The 18,712-nt window shown below is 72.9% G+C and carries 12 protein-coding genes and 1 pseudogene; 9 read left to right on the forward strand and 4 right to left on the reverse strand.

The window, feature by feature from the left end; translation table 11 throughout:
• Positions 1-143 precede the first annotated feature (143 nt).
• Positions 144-2,225: a S8 family serine peptidase gene (locus ACFT41_RS29770; RefSeq protein WP_377586321.1), complete on the reverse strand. Its 2,082-nt coding sequence runs from the start codon at positions 2,223-2,225 to the stop codon at positions 144-146.
• 240 nt (positions 2,226-2,465) lie between these two features.
• Positions 2,466-3,926: a CCA tRNA nucleotidyltransferase gene (locus tag ACFT41_RS29775; RefSeq protein ID WP_377586323.1), complete on the reverse strand. Its 1,461-nt coding sequence runs from the start codon at positions 3,924-3,926 to the stop codon at positions 2,466-2,468.
• Positions 3,927-4,052: 126 nt separating this feature from the next.
• Between ACFT41_RS29775 and murJ the strand changes: the two genes are divergently transcribed.
• The 7 genes from murJ (at position 4,053) to ACFT41_RS29810 (ending at position 12,476) form a co-directional block, all read left to right on the forward strand.
• Entirely contained in the window at positions 4,053-5,807 is a 1,755-nt protein-coding gene (gene murJ / locus ACFT41_RS29780; RefSeq protein WP_377586325.1) for a murein biosynthesis integral membrane protein MurJ, read from the forward strand.
• A 450-nt stretch (positions 5,808-6,257) separates the two neighbouring features.
• A complete protein-coding gene (locus ACFT41_RS29785; protein WP_377586327.1) occupies positions 6,258-7,859 on the forward strand; it encodes a protein kinase family protein in 1,602 nt (533 codons plus the stop codon).
• 43 nt (positions 7,860-7,902) lie between these two features.
• Complete coding sequence (gene sigM / locus ACFT41_RS29790) at positions 7,903-8,595, forward strand: RNA polymerase sigma factor SigM (protein ID WP_377586329.1); 693 nt, start codon at positions 7,903-7,905, stop codon at positions 8,593-8,595.
• Entirely contained in the window at positions 8,592-9,557 is a 966-nt protein-coding gene (locus tag ACFT41_RS29795) for a hypothetical protein (RefSeq protein WP_377586331.1), read from the forward strand. Before sigM ends, ACFT41_RS29795 begins: the two co-directional genes overlap by 4 nt.
• Before the next feature lie 213 nt (positions 9,558-9,770).
• On the forward strand, positions 9,771-10,724 hold the full coding sequence (trxB, locus tag ACFT41_RS29800; protein ID WP_377586333.1) for a thioredoxin-disulfide reductase: 954 nt from the start codon (positions 9,771-9,773) through the stop codon (positions 10,722-10,724).
• Between the two features lie 108 nt (positions 10,725-10,832).
• Positions 10,833-11,156: a thioredoxin gene (gene trxA / locus ACFT41_RS29805; RefSeq protein ID WP_043960991.1), complete on the forward strand. Its 324-nt coding sequence runs from the start codon at positions 10,833-10,835 to the stop codon at positions 11,154-11,156.
• Positions 11,157-11,309: 153 nt separating this feature from the next.
• Positions 11,310-12,476, forward strand: a complete 1,167-nt coding sequence (locus tag ACFT41_RS29810) for an N-acetylmuramoyl-L-alanine amidase (protein WP_377586335.1) — start codon at positions 11,310-11,312, stop codon at positions 12,474-12,476.
• A gap of 67 nt (positions 12,477-12,543) precedes the next feature.
• Here the strand turns inward: ACFT41_RS29810 and ACFT41_RS29815 are convergent, their stop codons facing one another.
• Positions 12,544-13,209: a GNAT family N-acetyltransferase gene (locus ACFT41_RS29815; RefSeq protein ID WP_377586337.1), complete on the reverse strand. Its 666-nt coding sequence runs from the start codon at positions 13,207-13,209 to the stop codon at positions 12,544-12,546.
• Positions 13,210-13,524: 315 nt separating this feature from the next.
• Between ACFT41_RS29815 and ACFT41_RS29820 the strand changes: the two genes are divergently transcribed.
• Positions 13,525-14,841, forward strand: coding sequence for a PLP-dependent aminotransferase family protein (locus tag ACFT41_RS29820; RefSeq protein ID WP_377586339.1), 1,317 nt, complete (start codon positions 13,525-13,527; stop codon positions 14,839-14,841).
• A gap of 7 nt (positions 14,842-14,848) precedes the next feature.
• Positions 14,849-15,847: a D-alanine--D-alanine ligase gene (locus ACFT41_RS29825; RefSeq protein ID WP_377586341.1), complete on the forward strand. Its 999-nt coding sequence runs from the start codon at positions 14,849-14,851 to the stop codon at positions 15,845-15,847.
• A 136-nt stretch (positions 15,848-15,983) separates the two neighbouring features.
• Here the strand turns inward: ACFT41_RS29825 and ACFT41_RS29830 are convergent.
• A pseudogene (locus tag ACFT41_RS29830) lies at positions 15,984-16,358 on the reverse strand (hypothetical protein); the annotation flags it as partial.
• Positions 16,359-18,712 lie beyond the last annotated feature (2,354 nt).

The raw sequence follows: 18,712 nt of genomic DNA on the forward strand, positions 1-18,712 counted from the left end.
TACGACACCGCGGCCGCACCGACGCCGGCGGGGCCCGTCGTGGCCCGGCCGGCTTCTTTGTCGTACGGGGGAAAGCCGGCGCCCGCCGGACCACCCCTGGTGTGGGGCGGTGCCGACGGGCGCCGGAGGTAGTGCGGGGTCGATCAGGCGAGACCGATGGTGAACTGCTCCCACGCGCCGACCGAGGTGCTCTTGGCGATCAGCGGCTTGCTGCCGCCGCTGTCGGCCTTGACGATCTTGCTGTTGGCGTTCGCGTACAGGTGGACGGTGCCGTCCGGGTGGTGCCAGCCGACGAAGAACGCCTCCCAGTCGCTGACCGCGCTGCCCTTCGCCAGCAGCGGCTGGGAGCCGCCGCTCTGCGCCGTCACGTACTTGTTGTTGACCAGCGCGCGGAAGGCGACCCAGCCGTAGCCGAGGTCGACCAGCTCGTACTTCTCCCAGGAGCCGACCGAGGTGCTGCGGGCCAGCAGCGGCTTGCTGCCGCCGCCGTCGGCCGCGACGAACTTGCCGTTCGCCTTGGCCTTCACGCTGACGATCGGGTTGGGTGCCTCGAAGTCGAACTTCTCCCAGGCGCCGATGCTGGCGCTCTTGGCGAGCAGCGGCTTGGTGCCCGCGCCGTCGGCGGCCACGTACTTGCCGTTGACCTGTGCCTTGAGGCTGATGCTGCCGTCGGTGTTGTGGACGAGCTGGAACTTCTCCCACGAGCCGATCGCGGCGCTCTTGGCGATCAGCGGCTTGCTGCCGCTGCCGTCGGCCGCGACGTACTTGCCGTTGGCCTTCGACTTGAGGGCGACCAGCCCGCTGCCGGCGGGGTCGAGCACGACGTCGAACTTCTCCCACCCACCGAGCATCCAGCTACGGGCGATCAGTGGCTTGCTGCCGCCGCTCTCGGCCACGACGAGGGAGTCGTTGACCCGGGCCCGCAGGCCGACGTTGGTGCGGGCCACCGGGGTCGCGCCCACGTGCGCGAGCCGGTCGATGCTGCCCGCCGGGCCGAGCACCGCGCCGGAGACGCCGTTGGTGACGACGGCGTTGCGCACCTGCTGCGGGGTCCAGCCCGGGTTCTGGGCGAGCAGCTGGGCGGCGATGCCGGCCACGTGCGGCGCGGCCATCGACGTCCCGTTGATCGTCTCGGTGGCGGTGGTGCCGCCGATCCACGCCGAGGTGATGCCGACGCCGGGGGCGAAGGTGTCCAGGCAGGTCCCGTAGTTGGAGAAGCCGGCCATCATGTCCACCCGGTCGGTCGCGCCGACGGTGATGGCGGCCGGCGCGCGGGCCGGCGAGTATGCGCAGGCGTCGTCCGCCTCGTTGCCGGCGGCGACGACGTAGGTGATGCCCTGGCCGATGGAGGTGGCGATCGCGTCGTCCAGCACCGGGTCCACGTCACCGCCGAGGCTCATGTTCGCCACTGCGGGCTTCTGGGCGTTGGTGTTCACCCAGTCGATCCCGGCGACGACCCCCTCGGTCGTTCCGTTGCCCTCGCAGTCGAGCACCCGGACCGCGACCAGGTCGACGTCCTTGGCGACGCCGTAGGTGGTGCCGCCCACGGTGCCCGCCACGTGCGTGCCGTGGCCGTTGCAGTCGGCGGCGTCGCCGCCGTCGACCGCGTCGAACCCGTAGCTCGCCCGGCCGCCGAAGTCCTGGTGGTTGATGTTGATGCCGCTGTCGATGACGTACGCGGTGACGCCGCTCGACGACGGGTACGTGTAGGACTTGCTCAGCGCCGGAGTGGTCTGGTCGATCCGGTCCAGGCCCCACGAGGGCGGGTTGGTCTGGGTGCCGCTCGCCGAGTACCTGCGCACCGGCTCGACGTACGCGACGTCCGGGTCGGCCGCCAGCCGCTTCGCCTGAGCGGGGGTGAGCTGCGCGGAGTAGCCGCGCAGGGCCCCGGTGAAGACCTTGCGCACCGTGCCGCCGTTGGCCTTGGACAGGGCCTTGACGGTGCTGCGGGTGGTGCTGGCGCTGGCCTTGCCGTTCTTCAGCTTGACGATGTAGCGGCCCGGCACGACGCCCTTGGTCGAGGCGTCACGCGCCTGCGACCGCTTCGGCGCGGTCAGGTTCGGCCGCACCGGGTTGCCGGCTGCGTCCAGGCTGGACGCCTCCACGCCGGCCGTCTCCGGGCTGGTCTGGGGGGTCGGGTCGGCCATCGCCGGGCCAGTGGTGGTGGCGAGGGCGATGGAGGTCGCGGAGGCGAGGGCGAGCCCGGCCACCGCAGAGCGGCGCATTACGCCACGACGTGTCAAAGAGATCTCCCCGTTGCAGCATCGGTCGTCCACCTCGGACGGCCGAGAACAATGAATCCGGCCTCACACTGAAATGGACAGGAGGCCACGATGATGTTGCATCATCATGGACGCTGGTCGAACCGAATTACCTCAGCCGATCGGTCGATACGCTGCCGTCGCGTCGTCAGTTTCCTGACAGGCCGGGGCAATCGGAGCGTCACGCCTGCCACAGACCCGCGATCAGCCGCCGATGCCCTGATCCCGGGCCCAGCGCAGCAGCTCCGCCTCGGCCTCGTCGCGGTCCAGCGGGCCGTGCTCCAGGCGCAGTTCCTTGAGGTGCTTCCAGGCCTGGCCCACGATCGGCCCCGGCGGCACGCCGAGCAGCTCCATGATGGCGTTGCCGTCGAGGTCGGGGCGGACCCGGGCGAGGTCCTCCTCGGCGGCGATCCGGGCGATCCGCTCCTCCAGCGCGTCGTAGTCGGCCGCGAGGGCCGCCGCCTTGCGCCGGTTGCGGGTGGTGCAGTCCGAGCGGGTCAGCTTGTGCAGCCGGGCCAGCAGGTCACCGGCGTCGGTGGCGTAGCGGCGCACCGCCGAGTCGGTCCACTCGCCCCGGCCGTACCCGTAGAAGCGCAGGTGCAGGCCGACCAGCGTGACCACCTGGGCGGTGACGTCCTTCGGGTACCGCATGGCCTTCATCCGGGCCTTGGTCAGCCGGGCACCGACCACCTCGTGGTGGTGGAAGCTGACGCGGCCGTCCGACCCGACGGCCTTGGTGGCCGGCTTGCCGACATCGTGCATCAGCGCGGCCATCCGCAGCACGAAGTCACACCCGTCGGTCTCGTACGACACGGCGTTGGCGACCACCGTCAGCGTGTGCTCGTAGACGTCCTTGTGCTGGGCGTGCTCGTCGATCTCCAGCTTCAGCCCGGTCAGCTCGGGCAGGAAGCGGTCGGCCAGGCCGGTGTCGACCAGCAGCCGCAGGCCGGTGATCGGGTCCGCGCCGCAGAGCAGCTTGGTGAACTCGTCGCGGATCCGCTCGGCGGTGATCCGGTCCAGGTCGGCGGCCATCCGGACCATCGCGGCCCGCACGTCGGGGTGCACGGCGAAGCGGAGCTGGGCGGCGAACCGGGCGGCCCGCAGCATCCGCAGCGGGTCGTCGCCGAACGACTCGGCGGGGGTGCCGGGGGTGCGGATCACCCGGGCGGCGAGGTCGTCGAGGCCGCCGTGCGGGTCGGTGAACCGGTGCTCCGGCAGGCTCACCGCCATCGCGTTGATGGTGAAGTCGCGACGCCTGAGGTCCTCGGTGAGGCTGGTGCCGTACTCCACGATGGGGTTCCGGCTGACCTGGTCGTACGCCTCGGCGCGGAAGGTGGTGACCTCCAGCCGCAGGCCGTCGCGCTGGCAGCCGATGGTGCCGAACTCGCGCCCGGTCTCCCAGATCGACTCGGCCCAGCCCTTGACGATCCGCAGGGTCTGGTCGGGGTGGGCGTCGGTGCAGAAGTCGAGGTCGTCGCCGAGGCGGCCGAGCAGGGCGTCGCGCACCGAACCGCCCACCAGGTGCAGCTCGTGGCCGGCGTCGGCGAACCGGCGGCCCAGCTCGTCTGCGACCGGGGAGACGCGGAGCAGTTCGGCGACGGCGTTGCGCTGCGCGGCGGTGAGTTCGCGGCGGTCGGCGGCGTGGGGTGCGGAGGCTTCGGACATGGGATCGCCAGCCTATCGGGCCGACCGGGGGCCTGATCCGCCGGGCGCGGGTAGCAGGAAGGTGTTGACTATGGTCATGGGGTGCGGGCCGGTGCCCGGCTCCGACGTACCCCTGGGAGGCTGGAGATGAGCGGCGGTCTCTACCGCAGCGCGAACGCCGCGCAGGGCGGCGGCAGGCCCCCCGGCTCCCCCGGCGACGACGCCACCTTCATCTCGGCGGAGCCGCTGAACCAGCCCTCGATCGAGTCGACCGCGCCGCCGCAGGAGCAGGTCGCGGAGGCCAGCGCCGCGACGAACAGCGCGGTGATGGCGATCGGCAGCCTGGTCAGCCGGGGCACGGGCTTCCTGCGCACGCTGGCGCTGACCGCCGCGCTGGGCGGGGCGCTGGTCGGCGACGCCTACACCACGGCGCAGATCCTGCCCGGGATGGTCTACGAGTTCCTGCTCGGCGGCATCCTGACCAGCGTCCTGATCCCGGTGCTGGTGCGCCGCCGCAAGGCCGACGCGGACCAGGGGCAGGCGTACGCCCAGCGGCTGCTGACCCTCGCGGTGATCACCCTGGCCGTCGCGGCGCTCCTCGCCGTCGCGGGAGCCTCCCTGCTGACCTCCCTGTACGCGAGCGACAAGTCCAGCGGCGACTACCAGGAGCTGGTCACCGCCCTGTCGTACCTGATGCTGCCGATGATCTTCTTCACCGGCCTCAGCGCGCTGATCAGCGCGGTGCTCAACACCCGGGGGCACTTCGCCGCCCCGATGTGGGCCCCGATCCTGAACAACCTCGTGGTGATCGGCACCGTCGGCGTCTACATCGCCGTCTTCGGCGCGGAGATCGTCGAGCCGGCGCAGATGACCACCGGGCGGGTCCTGCTGATCGGCGGCGGCACCCTGCTCGGGGTGGCGATCCAGGCGGCCGGGCTGCTGCCGGCCCTGCGCAAGGTGGGCTTCCGCTGGCGGCCGAGGTTCGACTTCCGGGCCCTCGGCCTGGGCGAGCTGGGCCGGCTCGGCGCCTGGATGTTCTGCTACGTGGCGGTCAGCCAGATCGGCCTGATCGTCCTGTTCAACCTGCTCAACCGCGCCGGCCGGGAGAACGCCGCCGGCCCGCTGATCTACAACAACGTCTTCCTGCTGCTGATGATGGCGCACGGCATCATCGCCGTGTCGATCATCACGGCGCTGATGCCCCGGATGAGCGCCGCCGCCGCCGACGGCCGGTACACCGACCTCGCCGCCGACCTGGCCAGAGGCACCCGGACGGTCACGGCGGTGCTCGCCCCCATCGCGGTCTGCTACGCGGTGCTCGCCGGCCCGCTGTCGGTGGCGCTGTTCCGCTTCGGCGCGTTCAGCGACGACAACGCCACCGCCACCTCGCTGGTGCTGCTGGTCGCCGCGCTGGCGCTGGTCCCGTTCGCGGTCAGCCAGTTGTTCACCTTCGCCTTCTACGCGCTCCCGGACACCCGCACCCCGGCTCTGATCAACATCCCGGTGGTGGCGCTGCGGATCGGCGTGCAGATCGGGCTCTTCGCCGCCTTCTCCGCCACCTTCGCGGCGGCGGGCATGATGATCGGCAACGCGGTCTCCTACCTGGCCGCCGCCGTGTTCTCCGCCATGCTGCTGCGCCCCCGGATCGGCCGGATCGGGCTGGGCGGGATCCTGCGTACGCTCGGCAAGGTCCTGGTGGCCGCGCTCGGTGCCGCGCTGGCCGGCCTGCTCGTGGTCAACCTGCTGCCGGGCGGCGACACGTTGAGCTGGCTGGAGGCTGCCTTCCGGCTGGTCGTGGGCGGCGGGGTCATCGTGGGGACGTACCTCGGGCTCGCCATGGTGCTGCGGATCGGCGAGATCACCGAGGTGGTCGGGATGGTCCGCCGCCGCCTCGGCCGCTGATCCAGCTCCGGCTCCGCAGGCCCGCCCGCTCGGCAGACACGGAGCGTAACCGGCGATCACCAGGCTGGGGACACGCCTGTGGATAACTCAGCGATTCGCCGGTCAGCAACCGTTAGGGCCTGTGGACAACCAACCGGAAGGCTGAGCATGGCGGGCCAATCGGCGGGGAATGCGGTGCCGTCGCCCGGACGCCACACCGGCGCGGCCCCTGCAACGACTACTTGCCGTCAACCTCTAGATTGGCTAGTACATGTGCCAGCAACGCGGCCGACAACGGTCGTAACCGGACAGGCGCGGCCAGTCCCGGCACCTCAGCCGGGTACGCCGGGAAGATGACATGTCGGGGAGGCCGGCAACCCGGGTAAGGTCGCTCTCGACGGGTACGGCCGACCCCGGCGCTCCGCGTCGAGACCGTCGGCCGGTTCCTCAACAGGCAGAGCGGGAAGCCAGATGCCCAGCAGCGCGGGTCCATCGATCGACACGATCACCGAGGGAGGACGGGTGACCCAGGTCGGCGAGGGTCAGGAGGCGGAGGAGAGCGCTCCGCCGATCATGACCTTCGGTGCTCCCACGGCCGGTGAGATCCTCGCCGAGCGGTACGAGCTGGTCGAGCACATCAACAACGACAGCGCGGGCCGGCTGGTCTGGCGCGGGGTCGACGTGGTGCTGCGCCGCCCGGTCGCGGTCGTGCTGCGCTACCCGGGCGGCGGCTCGGCCACCGAGATGCTCCAGGCGGCCGTCGCGGCCAGCCGGGTGATCCACCCCAACCTGGTCGGCGTGTACGACGCGATCGACGAGGCCGAGCGGGCGTACGTGGTCCGCGAGTGGGTGGACGGGCGGTCCCTGCGGGAGATGGTCGCCGACGGCCCCCTCGACCCGGGCCGGACGACCGCGATCGGCAATGCAGTGGCCAGCGCGCTGGCGGCCGTGCACGCCACCGACATGGTGCACGGCAACGTGCACCCCGGCACCGTCATGATCAGCGACGAGGGCCGCGTTGTCCTGGCCGACGCCCGCACCGACGGCGCCGACAGCCAGGAGAACGACGTCCGCGCGATCGGCGGCATCCTCTACTTCGCCCTGACCGGGCACTGGCCGCACGCCGAGGCCCCGCTGCACGGCGCCACCGCCGGGCACGGCCGGGCCGCGATCCCCGACGCCGTGCGGGACGCCAGCGGCGCGATCGCCGCGCCCCGCCAGGTCCGCGCCGGCGTGCCGGCCTACCTCGACGACCTCACCATGGACCTGCTCGACGCCGGCATCGCCCCGCCGCCGTCGGACGTGCTCTCGGCCGAGCTGGCCCGGCTGGACATCCCGGTGGAGGACGACGCCTATCTGGAGCCCGCCGGCCCGCTGCGGTTCGCGGCCGACAACGGTGACGAGCCGTCGCCGCTGGCCTCGGTCGCCGGGCGCAAGGTCGCCATCGGCATCGCCGGCCTGTTGGCGGTCGCCCTCGTCGGCCTGCTCATCGGCATCAGCGTCCTCGGCAACGACGACGAGACGCCGCAGACCGAACCGGTGGCCCGGCCGTCCAGCAGCGCCCCGGCCGCCGAGGCCACCCCCGCCGCCGTACGCAAGCTGTCGGTGACCGAGGTCCGCATCGTCGACCCGGACAGCAAGCTCCGCGACGAGCTGGGCGGCGCCGAGAAGGTGATCGACGGCGACGCGGACAAGGGCTGGGACACCGACACCTACACCCGGCCCAACTTCGGCAACACCAAGAGCGGCATGGGCGTCTGGATCGACCTCGGCGAGGAGCGCACCGTCAAGTCGGTGCAGGTGAGCCTCTCCGCGACCGGTGCGTCCGCCCAGCTGTTCGCGGGCACCATCGACCCGCCGCCCACGTCGTCGGGCGACAAGGAGCTGTTCGCCAGCTACCAGCAGAACCCGATCGGGCAGCCCTTCGAGCAGCACGACGGCACCACGATGACCTTCAACGGCTTCGACGCCGACGCGAAATACCGCTACCTGCTGTTCTGGATCACCGAGCTGCCCCCGAGCGAGCGGGGCTACCAGGTCGGCGTCCAGGAGATCACGGTCCAGGGGTCGTGAACCGGGGCCCGGCGACGGGGCACCGCAGCGATCGGGCGCGGTGATGGACGGTCACGACGAGCGCGCGAGCGACGTCGACCTGCTGCGCGCCCACGTCGCCGGTGACCGGAACGCCTTCACCGAGCTGTTCCACCGGCACCGGGACCGGCTCTGGGCCGTGGCCCTGCGGACCCTGGGTGACCGCGAAGAGGCCGCCGACGCCCTCCAGGACGCGCTGCTGTCCGCCCACCGGGCGGCGGCCCGGTTCCGGGGCGACTCGGCGGTGACCACCTGGCTGCACCGGATCGTGGTGAACGCCTGCCTCGACCGGATCCGCCGCCGGCAGGCGCACCCGACCGTTCCGCTGCCCGACGGCACGCACGGCGTCGACGGCGGCCCGTCGACCGGCGGGGCGGAGCCCGCCGCCCCCGTCCAGGACCACGACACCGCCCTGGTGGTCCGGCAGGCGCTCGCCGAGCTGCCCGTCGAGCAGCGGGCGGCGCTGATCCTGGTCGACGTGCAGGGCTACCCGGTGGCCGAGGTGGCCCGCATCCTCGACGTGGCCGAGGGGACGGTCAAGAGTCGCTGCGCCCGGGGCCGGGCCCGACTCGCCGTGGCGCTCGGGCACCTGCGTACGGGCGCATTCCCCGACGGCCCGGACGTGCCCGCCGTCACCCGGGGGAACCCCCGGCCGGCCGACGGCGTCCGATCAGGGTCGGGGCGCTCCCGGCGCGTCGCCAACCAGGAGGAATCGTGACTGCCGGGGGGTTCAGGGAGGTCGACCTCGACCTGCTCGCCGACTACCTCGGCGGCGCGTTGGACGGCACCCCCGACGAGGCGGTGGTGGACCGGCTGGTCGCGGAGGACCCGGCCTGGGCCGAGGCCCACGACGCGCTGGCGGCGGCCCTGGCCCCGGTCGGCGACGCCCTCGCCTCCTGGGCCGGGCCGGCACCGGAGATGCCGCCGTTCGTCGCCGACCGGATCGTCGCCGCGCTGGCCGGCGCCGGCCCCGGCACACCCCCCCTTCCCGCCGAGCCGACCCAGAGGGGCCTGGCCGACCCGGCCCGGATCGGCCGGGTGCCCACCCAGCCCACCGGGGGCACGCGCCGGCCCGCCGGCAGTCCCGATCCGGCCACCGGGCGTCCCGGCGGGCGGGGGCGGCGCTGGGCGCGGCTCGCCGGGCCGGTGGCGCTGGCCGCGGCCTCGGTCGTCGCCGTCGGGTTCGGGCTCAACCAGCTGGCCACCGGTGCCCAGGACGGCGGCGCGGCCGACCAGGCGATCAGCTCGCAGGCGGAGGCGGGCGGCGGCGCATTCACCATCGCCGGCGCACCACGGCGCTCGGGCACCGACTGGACGCCGGAGGCCCTGGCCGCCGACGATCGGCTGTCTCCCCACGCCAGCGAACCGGCGAAGTCGTTCGGGGCGGGACCGGACGCGCCGGTGGGGGGCGACGGCGGCGAACGGCTGCCCGCCGTCGGTGGCCTGAGCCGGCTCACCGGCAGCAGCGCGCTGGCCGACTGCCTGACGGCGGTCAGCGCCGAGCACGGGGCCGGTCCGCTCACCGTCGACCTCGTCGACTACGCGCGTTTCCAGGGCGCGCCGGCGCTGGTCGTGCGCTTCGTCGACCCGTCCGGGGCACGCTGGGCGTGGGTGAGCGGCCCCGAGTGCGGGGTGCCCGGATCCGGTGCCGACACCCGCTACCGGACGCGGGTAGGGTGAGGCCGCGGCCCGCCCGACGGGCCTCCACCGGCTGCGGCCTGATTCACATCTGCCGTTCTTCCACGTGACGTGACCCACCGGATGACCGGCTCGGGAATCCCCACTTCGTACGATGACGTTCTGCAACTCAGTAGTCGGCGTCCGCGCGGCGTCGACGCTCCGACCGGCATCGGTGCGCGTGCCGATGGCGACCACACACATCGGGAGACGGCAGTGGACGAGGTCCGCAACCTGATCATCATCGGCTCCGGGCCGGCCGGTTACACGGCGGCGGTCTACGCCGCGCGCGCCAACCTCAAGCCCCTGGTCATCGAGGGCGTGCAGTCGGGTGGTGCGCTGATGACGACCACCGAGGTGGAGAACTTCCCGGGCTTCGCCGATGGCATCCTCGGCCCCGAGCTGATGGACAACATGCGCAAGCAGGCCGAACGGTTCGGTGCCGAGTTCCTCACCGACGACGTGACCCGGGTGGAGCTGAAGGACACCGGCAGCATCGGCTCCGGCGCGGTGAGCACCGTGTGGGTCGGCGATACGGCATACCGGGCGAAGGCCGTCATCCTCTCCACCGGCTCGGCCTGGCGTCCGCTGGGCGTGCCCGGTGAGCAGGAATACCTGGGCCACGGCGTGTCGTCCTGCGCCACCTGTGACGGCTTCTTCTTCCGCAACCAGCACATCGTGGTCGTCGGCGGCGGCGACTCGGCGATGGAGGAGGCCAGCTTCCTCACCCGGTTCGCCGAGTCGGTCACCATCATCCACCGGCGCGACTCGTTCCGCGCCAGCAAGATCATGGCCGAGCGGGCGCTGGGCAACGAGAAGATCAACGTCGAGTGGAACTCGGTGATCGAGGAGGTCCTCGGCGCCGACGGCAAGGTCACCGGCGTCCGCGTCCGCAACGTGCACACCGGGGAGAGCAAGGTCCTCGACGTCACCGGCGTCTTCGTGGCGATCGGCCACGACCCGCGCAGCGAGCTCTTCCGGGGCCAGGTGGAGCTCGACGACGAGGGGTACGTCAAGGTGCAGGCCCCCAGCACCCGCACCAGCGTCCCGGGCGTGTTCGCCGCCGGCGACGTGGTGGACCACACCTACCGGCAGGCCATCACCGCGGCCGGCACCGGCTGCGCCGCCGCCCTCGACGCCGAGCGCTTCATCGCCACGCTCGAAGGCTGAGCGCCGCATCGGCCGAGGCCCGTGCACGGGCAGGTCGGAGCCCCGGGATTCCCGGGCGGCGCACCGAACGACTGAAGGAACAAACCGTAATCCCGGAGGAGGGTCATAGTGGGAGCGACAAAGGCGGTCACCGACGCGAGCTTCGCCGTCGACGTGCTGAAGTCCGACAAGCCGGTGCTCGTCGACTTCTGGGCGGAGTGGTGCGGCCCGTGCCGCAAGGTCTCGCCGCTGCTCGAGGAGATCGCCGGTGAGATGGGCGACCAGGTCAGCATCGTCAAGCTCAACATCGACGAGAACCCGGAGACCGCGCGCGCGTACCGGGTGATGTCGGTGCCGACCCTGACCGTGTTCAAGAACGGCGAGCCGGTCCAGTCGATCGCCGGCGCCAAGCCGAAGGGCGAGCTGGTCAAGCTGATCCAGTCCGCGCTCTGACAACCGACGCGCCGCGAAACCCCGTACCCCTTCGGGTGCGGGGTTTCGTGTTTCCCGGCCCGTGACCTGTGCGGACACCGCCACCTCGGCCGGCCGGACCGCATAGCCTCAACCCGGGAGCCGCCGGCCGGCGACCCTGCGAAGGGGGCGAGCGTGCGTCCGATCCGACCCGGTGACCGTGGACCGGCGGTGCGCGAGATCCGCGCCGTCCTGACCGGTCTCGACCTGCTCGCGCCCGGGCCCTCGGCCGGCGACGAGTTCGACGCCGGCACCGAGCGCGCCGTGCGGGCGTTCCAGCAGTCCCGGGGGCTCAGCGTCGACGGGCGGGTCGGCGCGGAGACCTGGCGCGCCCTGGACGCCGCCCGCTGGCGGCTCGGCGCGCGCACCCTCTACCACGCGGTGCCGGAGCCGCTGACCGGCGAGGACGTCCGATCGCTCCAGGAACGCCTGCTGGAGATGGGGTACGACGTGGGACGCGCCGACGCCGTCTACGGCGTACGCACCTCGCGGGCGGTGGCCCAGTTCCAACGCGAGATGGGGCTCAAACCGGACGGCTCCTGCGGCCCGCACACGATGGGGGCGCTGCGCAGGTTGGGGCGGAAGGTGGTGGGTGGCCGGCCGCAGTGGCTGCGCGAGTCCGACGCCATCCGGCAGGCCGGCCCGACCCTGGTCGGCCGGACCGTGGTCATCGACCCGGGGCACGGCGGCACCGATCCCGGGGTGGTGGTGCCGGACGGCCCGCTGCGCTGGATCGAGGCCGACCTGGTGCACGACCTGGCCAGCCGGCTGGAGGGGCGACTCGCGGCGGCCGGCGTGCGGGTGCAGCTGACCCGGGGCCCGACGCCGGAGAGCTGCCTGCCGGATGCCGAGCGGGCGCAGCTGGCCAACTCCCTCGGCGCGGACGTGTTCATTTCGCTGCACACCGACGGGCACGCCAACCCGGAGGCGGAGGGGGTGGCGACCTACCACTACGGCACCGACAACGGGGTGACCTCCGCGACGGGCGAGCGGTTGGCCGGGCTGGTGCAGCGGGAGATCGTGGCGCGCACCGGCCTGCGGGACTGCCGTACCCACGCCAAGACGTGGGAGTTGCTGCGGCTGACCCGGATGCCGGCGGTGCGGGTTGAAGTGGGCTACCTGACGTCGCCCACCGACCGGGGGAGGCTGGTCGACCCCCGGTTCCGGGACCGGCTGGTCGAGGCGATCGTGGCCGCCGTCCAGCGCATGTACTTCCCGATCGAACGGGACGTCCCCACCGGCTCGATCGACGTCAGCGCGCTGCGCGCGGCGGTCGCCGCAGGTCGGGTGGGCGCGAACTGAGCCGCCGGCCCGGGGCGGCCGGCACCCGTGTGCGGGGCCGTCAGCAGGCGACCCCGTGCGGCGCCCGTCAGCGGGCGGTGGAGCGGGTGGCCGGGGCGGGCCGGACCGGCCGGAGCAGGGTCTCCGGGCTCATCGACCCGAGCAGCTTCTCCAAGGCGTACTCGACGTCGGACTTCCAGCTCAGCGCGGTGCGCAGCTCCAGCCGCAGCCGGGGATAGCGGGGATGCGGGCGGACCGTCTTGAACCCCACCGACAGGAAGAAGTCGGCGGGGGCCACACAGCCGCCCGCAGGGTCGCCCTCGTCGCCGAACTTCGCGTCCCCGAACGCCTCGATCGCCTTGATGCCGCGCTTCGTGAGGTCCCGGGCGACGCCCTGCACCAGCATCCGGCCGAGCCCGCCGCCAGCGAAGGGCGCCACCACGTGCGCGGTCATCAGCAGCGCCGCGTCGGCCGAGACCGGGGAGGTGGGGAACGCCATCGACCGTGGCACGTAGGACGGCGGGGCGAACATGACGAACCCGGCGGGCATGCCGTCGACGTACGCGAGCTTGCCGCAGGAGCCCCACTCCAGCAGTGTCTGCGAGACCCAGGCCTCCTTCTCCAGCCCCGGGTCACCGGCGGCGCACGCCCGGTCGGCCGAGACCGGATCCAGCTCCCAGTGGACGCACTGCCGGCACGGGCGAGGCAGGTCCTCCAGGGTATCGAGGGTCAAACTGACCAGACGTCGCGACATCGGCGCATCCCCACAATAGGCTCGGAGGCGAGAACGACGCGGAACGCCGCCGCCTTCGGTACCTCCGACGAGCGATCGTACGCCGCCGGGCGGCGGTACGGGAGGGGACGCGCGAAACACCCCGCAACGCCCATCCGGGCCTGCCGTTCCGCCCCGCGGCCCGGTCCGGGATGTGGACGGCCGGCAAATCGACCGGCCCGTCCGCGCAGGGAGGGACTACCATCGGTGGTCTGCGTCCCGTGCCGCCATGGTCTGCGGTGTCCCGGGTACCCCCCGGGGGGCGGGAGCCGCCCGACACGCGATCGAGGTGATGTCATGACCGGCACGACGCTCGACGACTACACCGACCGGTACGCCCGGCGCGTCCGGGGCATGACCGCCTCGGAGATCCGGGCGCTGTTCGCGGTGGCCAGCCGGCCCGAGGTGGTCTCCCTCGCCGGCGGCGCGCCCTACATCGCCGCGCTGCCGCTGGACGCGGTGGGCGAGATGCTCGGCCGGCTCGGCTCCGAGCACGGCGTCACCACCCTCCAGTACGGCATCGGGCAGGGCACCCTGGAGCTGCGTGAGCGGATCTGCGAGGTGATGGCCCTCTCCGGCATCGACGCGTCGTGCGGGGCCTCCCCCGAGGACGTGGTGGTGACCGTCGGCGGGCAGCAGGCGCTCGACCTGGTGGCCCGCCTCTTCCTGGACCCGGGCGACGTGGTGCTCGCCGAGGGGCCGACCTACGTCGGCGCGCTCGGGGTGTTCCAGGCCGCCCAGGCCCAGGTCGTGCACGTGCCGATGGACGACGACGGGCTGATCCCCGAGGCGCTGGAGACGGCGGTCGCGGAACTGGCCCGGGCCGGGCGGCGGGTGAAGTTCCTCTACACCATCCCGACCTACCAGAACCCGATGGGCGTGACGCTCAGCGAGGAACGGCGCGAACGGGTCCTCGACATCTGCGAACGCGCGGGCCTGCTGGTGATCGAGGACGACCCGTACGGGCAGCTCGGTTTCGAGGGCGACGCACCGCGACCGCTGCGGGCCCGGCGGCGCGACGGCGTCTTCTACCTGAGCACCTTCTCCAAGACCTTCGCCCCGGGGCTGCGGGTGGGCTGGATCCTGGCCCCGCACGCGGTCCGCGACAAGCTGGTCATCGCCAGCGAGGCCAACATCCTCTGCCCCAGCGGATATGCCCAGGCCGCCGTCTCGACCTACCTGGGCACGATGCCGTGGCGCGAGCAGCTCAAGGTCTACCGGGAGGTCTACCGGGAGCGCCGCGACGCCCTGCTGGCCGCGCTGGAGGACCTGATGCCGGCCGGCACCACCTGGACCAGACCCGGTGGCGGCCTCTTCGTCTGGGCGAACCTGCCCGACGGCCTGGACTCCAAGGCGATGATGCCGCGCGCGATCGCGGCCCGGGTCGCGTACGTGCCGGGCACCGGCTTCTACGCCGACGGCACCGGCACCGGCAACATGCGGCTGAACTTCTCCTTCCCCACACCGGAGCGAATCCGGGAGGGGGTGCGCCGGCTGGCCGGCGTGATGGAACAGGACATCGCCATGCGCCGGGTCTTCGGGGGCACCGTCGGTCGTCCCGGTGTGCGGCGCGGGCAGGCCGGCGCGGACACCCCGGGACCCGACTTGGCATGATTCCGGCATGGCTGCGATCCCTGCCGAGCGAATCACCGTGACCCACCCCGCCAGCACCACCGAGCTGCACGTGCTGGTGCTCGCCGGTGGGCTCTCCTACGAGCGGGACGTCTCGCTCCGGTCCGGCCGCCGGGTGCTGGACGCCCTCCGCGCCGTCGGGGTGGAGGCGGAGCTGCGGGACGCCGACGTGGCACTGCTGCCGGCGCTGGTCGCCGACCCACCGGACGCCGTGGTGATCGCCCTGCACGGCGCGACCGGTGAGGACGGCTCGCTGCGTGGCGTGCTCGACCTGTGCGACGTCCCGTACGTCGGCTGCGACGCCCGGGCGTCCCGCGTCGCCTGGGACAAGCCGTCGGCAAAGGCCATGCTCCGCGAGGCCGGCCTCCCCACCCCGGACTGGGTGGCCCTGCCGCACGACCGCTTCTCGGAGCTGGGCGCGGTGGCGGTGCTGGACCGCATCGTCGACCGGCTCGGGCTGCCGCTGATGGTGAAGCCGGCGCAGGGCGGTTCCGGCCTGGGCGCCGCCGTGGTCCGGGACGCCGCGTCGCTGCCGGCCGCGATGGTCGGGTGTTTCGCGTACGACTCGACGGCGCTGGTCGAGCGGTACGTCCCCGGCATGGACGTGGCGGTGTCGGTGATCGACCTCGGGGAGGGCCCGCAGGCGCTGCCCGCCGTGGAGATCGTGCCCCGCAACGGCGTGTACGACTACGCGGCCCGGTACACCGCCGGCCGGACGACCTGGCACGCCCCCGCCCGACTCGACCCGAAGGTCGCCGACACGGTGGCCCGGGTGGCCGTGGCGGCCCACACGGCGCTGGGCCTGCGCGACCTCTCCCGGGTCGACCTGATCGTGGACGCCGACGGCCAGCCGCACGTGCTGGAGGTCAACGTCTCGCCGGGGATGACGGAGACGTCGCTGCTGCCGCTCGCCGTCCAGGCGGCCGGCCTGGACTTCGGCCGGCTGATCGGCTCCCTGGTGACCCGGGCCGCCGCCCGGCGCGGCTGACCGGCACCTCCGACTACTCTCCGGGGTCCCCCGAGCGGCGTCGGTCGGCCCCTTCCTCCTCCGGCTCCGGAATCTCCTCGGCGGCCTCGATCACGCCGAGGCCGTCGTCCTCGCTCACCGCGGTGGGGGACGCCTGGGCACCGATGCTCGACGGCGCCTGCCACTGGATGCGGGGCGGCTCGGCCAGCGGACGGCCGCCGAACTCGGCCAGCCAGGCGGCCACCATGGCCAGGTTCTCCCGCCACTGCTGCTCCGAGATGGGCGGGAGGATGGAGTCCCACAGCGACAGGAACGTGCCCCGCAACTGGAGCCGCCCGTACGGCCGGGCCAGAAACCACAGGTGCAGGTGTGCGGAGCCGTCGCCCCACCGGTTCACGTGAACGCGGGCGACGCCGTCGAGAGAGCGGATGGCCTTCTCCAGCCGTACCGTCATCACGCCCAGCTCAGCGGCGAGGAGGTTGGGCAGGTCGCCCAGGTCCAGGTGGGAGCGGGACTCCAGGATCAGCACCATCGGCAGCCCGGTCGGCCTGTCCATGGCGCGGACGCGCCACCGCTCGCCGACCCAGATGTAGGCGTCGTCAGGCGCGGCGCAGGCCGTGCACTCCCGGCTCCCCTCGCCTTTGCGCGGGGGTTCCACGGGGACGGGGTCCTCAAGGTGCTTGACCCGAAGGTCGCCATCGAAGGGGAAGGAGGGCCAGGAGGTGAAGTCGGGGACTGAGGGAGGGGTGTCGTGCACGACGCTGACCCTAACCGAGGGAGCGAGCCCTGTCCCTACCTGATTCGTCCAGCACCGAGGGCCGCCGAGCCCTCGGGCGAGGCCCGTGCAGACGCCGGGCGAGGCGAGCGCCGCGCCCTCGGCGGGACGCGGCCCGAGCGGTCCGCCACCGTTGTCCACACGTTATCCACAGGCCGCCGGGGTCATCGCCACGGCCCGTCGTCCACAGGCTGACAACGCGTTTCACGCGGGGTTTCACGTGAAACGGGGTGGGGCTGTGGAAAACCGCTGTGGATAACTCGACGCCTCCCGGCGAGAGTTGTGCACAGCCTCTGGCTCCCTCGTTCCTAACGAGCCGACGGGCTGTGGGTCGCTGCCTGAGCGCCCGAACATGGGACCAATCCTCCGCTGTGCTCGGCCCTGTCGGAGCCGGGGATCTCAGTCCGATCGGGCGACCGTCCAGGAGCCGTGGACACACCCGCCGCCGGGGCTGCCGGCCGGTGGTCCCGGTGGCGGCCTCGACCCCCTGTCTCCTCGCGTGTCTCCGGATCCGGGCTACTGATCCGGCACGGATCCGCGTCGGCGGGCCCTGGATGGTGGGGTGGGCGGACGCGGCGAGCGCCGCCCGATCGAGAGGGCCGCGGCCCCGGTTCGACCTCCACGTCGGCCGACCGCCTCGGGAGGGCTGCGAGCATCCGGTCGGTGGCCACGCCCTGGCCGCTCAGGGTTCTCAGGGCGCTGCGGACAGGTTCCACGTGAAACGGGGATCAGTCCGCCGGATCGCCGCGCCGCACGAGAAGGGCCGACCTCCTCGGCCATGCGCCCCGTCCTCCGGTTCCACGTGAAACGGGACCCATGCTTCGAGGCGTGGCGCCGCCCAAACTGGAGCCTTCGGTGGCACCGCGCCGCATCGCATCGCCGCGCAGGAAGATTGTTGGTGGCAGGGGCCCGGACGATGAGATAGCGGTTGGTCGCGTCCGGCCGGCCGGACGATCCGGTCCGCCAACGCCGGGCTGCGGGTGCCGTCCTCCCGTGGGACGAGGTGAGCTACCGCCTCCGTTTCACGTGGAACCGGGAGGCGGGGAGGCGGGGAGGCGAGCCGGGACTCAGGGAAGCTCATGCGCTGCCCGACCACGCCCCGCGTCAGAGCATGCGGAGACGGAAGCACGCGGCAATCAAAGGAGCGGAGCGCTGCTCCGGAAACCGCGCGCTCGCGAACGCCGATCGGTGCCCGCCCCGCCGGTGCCCGCCCCGCCGGTGCCCGCCCCGCCGGAGACTCCGGTCCATGGACAACGGCGGCCTGAACGACTCCCGGATCCGAACGGGCCGCGCAAGAAGGGGCCACCGGCTGCCGTGGTCGCAGCAGACCGCCAGGGCGGCTCTCACGCCGCCGCGGACCTGCTTCCCATACCCACGGCACCCCGACGACCGGATCGGCCTCCACGGGCGCCTGAGCGGGGCGGGCGTGTCCTCACCTGTCCGGTCAAGGCGGCCTCTCCATCGCCCCTCGCACTCGACAGGTCCGCGCCGCCCGACACCCGGGCACTGACGTCCGCCGTCCGCCCGTCCGCCGTCCGCCGTCCGCCCGTCCGCCGTCCGCCGCCAGCCAACCGCGTCAGGCGTCCGTGCCGGATCGTGCCGGACTTGATCGAGAGTGAGCGCTCTGCCGGCTCCTGGAACGGCGGAGCCAAGCCCGCCGGCCGGTCGTCGAGGAGGAGGTTTCACGTGGAACGGGTCGCACTGCGGCGCTGATGCGGCGGGCGGGGCGTCCTCGCCGCCCTGTGGGGCCTGGACCACGTCGCGCTGGCCCGACGCGGGGGGCGATGGCCTACTGCCGAAGAGCGGTCGTCTCTCGCGATGGTCGAGGTAGCGGCGGGAGAGAAGCGGCGAGCCGCACCGCAGTTTCCCGCCTCCCCGGTGACGTCGGCGCGCGCGATCTCACAGGAAGAGCCGGGGCGGCGTTCCGTTCCACCGGGAGTCGCGCGCCCCGCCCTTCCATCCGTGCTTAGCGCCGATCTCCCGCACTGCGTAGCTCCGGATATGGGCACACATGGCGTAGACGACGAATGTTCCCTCGCTCGGAGAAGCTCACGAGCGACGACCGTGTCCAGCCTGGAACGCCGCCGGCCGCACCGTCCTGGGTGGGACGG

Origin of the sequence: Micromonospora sp. NPDC057141, assembly GCF_042670805.1 — a bacterium.
In the GTDB taxonomy this organism is placed as follows: Bacteria; Actinomycetota; Actinomycetes; order Mycobacteriales; family Micromonosporaceae; genus Micromonospora.

Excerpts from the sequence above, each read along its gene's own strand:
- ACFT41_RS29770 (WP_377586321.1), bottom strand. The coding sequence starts at position 2,225 with ATGCGCCGCTCTGCGGTGGCCGGGCTCGCCCTCGCCTCCGCGACCTCC.
- ACFT41_RS29775 (WP_377586323.1), bottom strand. The coding sequence starts at position 3,926 with ATGTCCGAAGCCTCCGCACCCCACGCCGCCGACCGCCGCGAACTCACC.
- murJ (WP_377586325.1), top strand. The coding sequence starts at position 4,053 with ATGAGCGGCGGTCTCTACCGCAGCGCGAACGCCGCGCAGGGCGGCGGC.
- ACFT41_RS29785 (WP_377586327.1), top strand. The coding sequence starts at position 6,258 with ATGCCCAGCAGCGCGGGTCCATCGATCGACACGATCACCGAGGGAGGA.
- sigM (WP_377586329.1), top strand. The coding sequence starts at position 7,903 with ATGGACGGTCACGACGAGCGCGCGAGCGACGTCGACCTGCTGCGCGCC.
- ACFT41_RS29815 (WP_377586337.1), bottom strand. The coding sequence starts at position 13,209 with ATGTCGCGACGTCTGGTCAGTTTGACCCTCGATACCCTGGAGGACCTG.
- ACFT41_RS29820 (WP_377586339.1), top strand. The coding sequence starts at position 13,525 with ATGACCGGCACGACGCTCGACGACTACACCGACCGGTACGCCCGGCGC.
- ACFT41_RS29825 (WP_377586341.1), top strand. The coding sequence starts at position 14,849 with ATGGCTGCGATCCCTGCCGAGCGAATCACCGTGACCCACCCCGCCAGC.